We start from the raw sequence: 4,338 nt of genomic DNA, 5'->3' as shown, positions 1-4,338 counted from the left end.
CGCGGGTATCATCCGTATCTTCCGATTCAATATATCCTACCCTGGCAAGGTCACTGATGATCGCTTTAAAATTGGTTACCGCTTTATTCATCAATCCGGATAACTCTATGACTTCAGGATCTTTAGTGTCCAGCTTATCATTGAGTATCTCCAGCAGCATTTCTATATTCACAATTGGCGCGTTCAGATCATGTGAAGCACCGAATACGAAATTATTTAAGTCGGCATTGATCCTGAGCAGGCTCTTATTACTGTTATCTAAGCTTCGGTTGCTGATATCAAGTTCCTTTAACAGCTTTTTCAGTTCTGTAATGTCGTAAAAACTGATAATGGCCCCATCTGCTTTTTTGCTGTTTTTCTTCAGATAAGGCATGGTCATGACCTGGTAGATCTTTCCGTCCCTTGCTTCAGCCTCGCGGGTGATGGACTCTTCCTCATCAATAACTTTCCTGACATCATCGATCAGCGTTTCAAATTTGATATTCGTCGTAATATTGCTGAGCGGCCGACCAATATCGCCCTCGCGGATATTAATATGCTTCACTGCCCCCGGCGAATATCTCTTTAGCAACAGGTCCCGGTCAACAAATAATTGGCCGTTAGTATTGCTGCGAAAATAATTGTTCAGGTCATCATTCAGGTCGGTTAGCTCGTCGATAGTCAGTTGGTGGTCCTTATTAACCGTTTGGAGTTCTTCGTTTACTGATTGCAACTCTTCGTTCGTGCTTTGCATTTCTTCATTTGCCGACTGCATTTCTTCGTTGGCGGATTGCAACTCTTCGTTAAAAGATTGCATATTTTCATTGGAGGAGGCAATGCGTTCATGCGCTACATCCAGCGTATGTTTAAGTTGGGCCACCTCCTGCTCCAGACTGATCACATGTTCTTTGGTAACTTCGTTGATATCCGCTATGTGGATCACATTTTTCTCCGTTATTTTTGTCTGGCTGTCCGTAAACAAAACCAGCAATAGCCTTTCTTCCGATCCGTTTAAGTAAAAGGGGCTGATTATTATATTGATCAGTTTGATCTTCGCCTTATCGGAAACTTCGAAGTTAAGACTGTCGAGCACCACTCTTTCATCCAGTTTTAGCGCCTTGTGGGCAGCGGCTTTCAACACTATAGAAACATGATCCGGTAACAGGTCGTTCAGGTTGTGATTGAAGTTGATGTTTTTTAAATAGTTTTTTGTATTACCAAATGACTTAACGACCGATAGATTTTCGTCGGTACAAACACCATTAAATCCGGACTCCTTGAGCAGCGCCGAATTGACCTGGTCTGTGAGTTCGGATTTCGACACAGGTACAATGTCTTTTTTATTTACTTCTACAGTCGTTGTCTTTATGTCGCCTATCATATGGGATGAAAAGGCATCTAACCGGATGGCTTTTCCTGTTTTATTGCTCTTCAGGACGTTCCATTTGCCGCTGATCTCCACAAAGCCATCTTTAATCACGGACGCGCTCTCGCTTGGCCCCAAAAAAAGGTATCCGCCTTTCTTAAGACCGAAATGCATCAATGCAAATACTTTTTGCTGTAAAGCCGCATTGAGATAAATGAGCAAGTTACGGCAACTGATCAGATCGATGTTACAATAGGGAGGGTTCTTCGTCAGGTCATGCTGGGCGAAGATCAGCATCTTTCGGATCTCATGTTTGATTTTATAGGCCGTACCTTCTTTCGTAAAAAATTGCTGCAGCCTCGCTTTCGAAACGGTTTTAGTAATGCTTTCCGGGTAAATGCCTTTGGAAGCAGTATCCAGCGCAGCTTTGCTAATATCCGAGGCAAATATTTTAACCTCGATATTTTTGGGAGTGTTGTTTAAATACTCTTTAATCAGAATAGCTATAGAGTAAGCTTCCTCACCCGTGGCACAACCAGCCACCCATATTTTCAGGGCATCACCATTGTTCTTTTTAATGATATCGGGTATAACAATTTCCTCGATGATCTTGAAGGCTTCCGGGTCACGGAAAAAAGACGTCACACTGATCAGGAAGTCATTTGTCAGCAAGTCTATTTCAGCAGTATTATTTGTTAAAAAATCCCGGTAAGTGCTAACCTTATTAAAATTATTTGCAACCATCCGCCGTTTGATACGCCGGATGATGGTTGGTCGCTTATAATCGCTAAAATCCAACGGCTGGTTGCCTTTGATGAGGCTAAATATCTCTCCAAGTTCTTCCTCGCTGATGTGGTCCGCAGGTTCATCGGTCAGTAATTCTAACAGGCCATCCTTAACATATTCTTCGATAACCTGGGGCATAGCTTCGGGGGAAAGTATTTTATCCGCGCAATCCGTAGCGATCGCGGCCAGCGGCATACCGTTAAAGCCCGCGGTAATTGGATCTTGTACCAGTACGATACCACCAGCTTTTTTTATTGCCTGGATGCCCTTTGACCCATCGTCACCGGTACCTGATAAAATAATGCCAATAGCCTTGTTACCACGTTCCTCAGCCAGCGACTTAAAAAAATAGTCGATCGTCATGTGTGGTCGCGGCTGATCGTTTTTGTCCGAAAGGATCAGCCTGCCATTTTTAACGATCATGAATTTATTACTTGGGATCAGGTAAACGGTATTGGCTTTGATATCCACGTTTTCAATAGCTTCAACAACCTGTAGTTTGCTGTGTTGTGCCAATATTTGAACCATTTGGCTTTTAAAGTCGGCTGAAAGATGTTGTATCAGGATATAAGACACGGAGTCTAACGGTGTGTAATCAAAGAAGGCAGAGATAGCTTCCAAACCGCCTGCAGACGCGCCAATGGCTATAATGTACTGTTGATTGACAATTTTAGCCATGTTTATTGATGTTTTTTTTAACACCTGTAAGGTGTAAGCGTGTAAATGTAACGCTATTGTTAAATATTAATTTATTTATTTTCAGGCATTTATACTTTAATAGATACTGGTTTTACCGGGAAAGTGATCGTAAAAACAGTGCCTTCGTTAACCTTGCTTTTAAACGATATCGTTCCGTTCATCAGTTCTGTGTAGCGGCTAACAATATTTAAGCCTAATCCGGTTCCGGGTATGTTGCCGGTATTATGCGCCAGGAAGAACGCTTCAAATAAATGTTGCTGATCACCTTCTGGTATGCCAATGCCATTATCCCTAATAACAATGATCAATTCAGTTTTGGTAATGGTAGTATTAAATTCGATCAGAGAAGTAGGCCCCGAGTATTTGATCGCGTTGCTGATCAGGTTAATGATACTGTTTTTAAGCAACGAAGGATTTAGTGTAGCCATCCGGCCCCGGCCGGTATGGTGGTATATAATTCGTTGTTCTTGTTTCGCAAGTGACTGCATATCTTCTGTAATTTCTTCCGCAAATTTAACGACATCAAATTCGCTAAGTATCGGGTTGATCTTACCTGTTTCCAACAGTTCAAGTGATAAAAAATCGTTTAAGATATTGGTCAGGTTCTTGGAAGCATTTTTGATGGTTTCCGTATATTTTTTAATGATGGGGTGATCCAGGTCCTGCGCAAGTCTTCCGATCAACTCGGCCGACAGTTGAATGGCTGTGAGCGGGGTTTTGAATTCATGCGATGCCATAGATACAAAGCGGCTTTTCAGCATATTCAGGTGTTTTTCCTTTTCGAGGGATTTGCTAATTATTTCACTGCTCAATTCGATCGCTGTAACAGAATCTGTCAGGCTTTTATTGCTGATACCCAGCGCAGCCAGTATTTTGTTCAGTTCGGTAATGTCATAAAAGCTAATAATTGCACCATCTGTATTACCGGTGTTTTGCCGGATGTAGGGCATGGTCATGACTTGGTAGGTTTTCCCTTCGGAAGATTCAGCCTCCCTGGTAATAGTTTGGCCGTCCTGCATAACCTGCTGAATATCGGCAACCAGCGTTTCAAATTTAATATTTGTGGTGATATCCGCCAATGGCCTGCCGATGTCGCTTTCCCGCAGATTGATATGTTTGACCGCGCCCGGCGAATATTTTTTTAATAACAGGTTATGGTCAACAAATAACTGTCCATTGGTATTGCTCCGGAAATAGTTATTCAGATCATCATTTGAATCTGTCAGCTCTGCATTGGTTTCCTGCTGTTCCTTGTTGATGGTCTGTAATTCTTCATTAACAGATTGCAGTTCCTCATTTGCGCTGTGCATCTCCTCGTTAGCAGATTGCAATTCTTCGTGAAAAGATTGTATATTTTCATTAAATGCGTCGATCAATTCGTTAGCTGCTTGCAGGCTGCTTTTTGTCTCTATAAGTTCCTGTTCCAAACTGACCACGTGGGCCAGGGTTACTTGCCTGATGTCTCCGGATGCAATTAGCGACCTGGTCTTCGGTTTTCGTTTATTACT

General features: G+C 42.3%; 2 protein-coding genes. Both read right to left on the bottom strand.

Annotated features, from left to right (window positions below; genetic code table 11):
* On the bottom strand, positions 1–2,809 hold a 2,809-nt coding region (locus ABIN91_RS10345), incomplete at its 3' end, for a CheR family methyltransferase (RefSeq protein ID WP_348051020.1).
* An 89-nt stretch (positions 2,810–2,898) separates the two neighbouring features.
* Positions 2,899–4,338, bottom strand: a 1,440-nt coding sequence (locus ABIN91_RS10340; protein ID WP_348051019.1) for an ATP-binding protein, incomplete at its 5' end; no start/stop codon positions are given.

Origin of the sequence: Mucilaginibacter sp., assembly GCF_039921305.1 — a bacterium.
Lineage (GTDB): Bacteria > Bacteroidota > Bacteroidia > Sphingobacteriales > Sphingobacteriaceae > Mucilaginibacter.
Note: the sequence above shows the minus strand (reverse complement) of the source record. Positions and strands in the feature narration are given on the sequence as shown.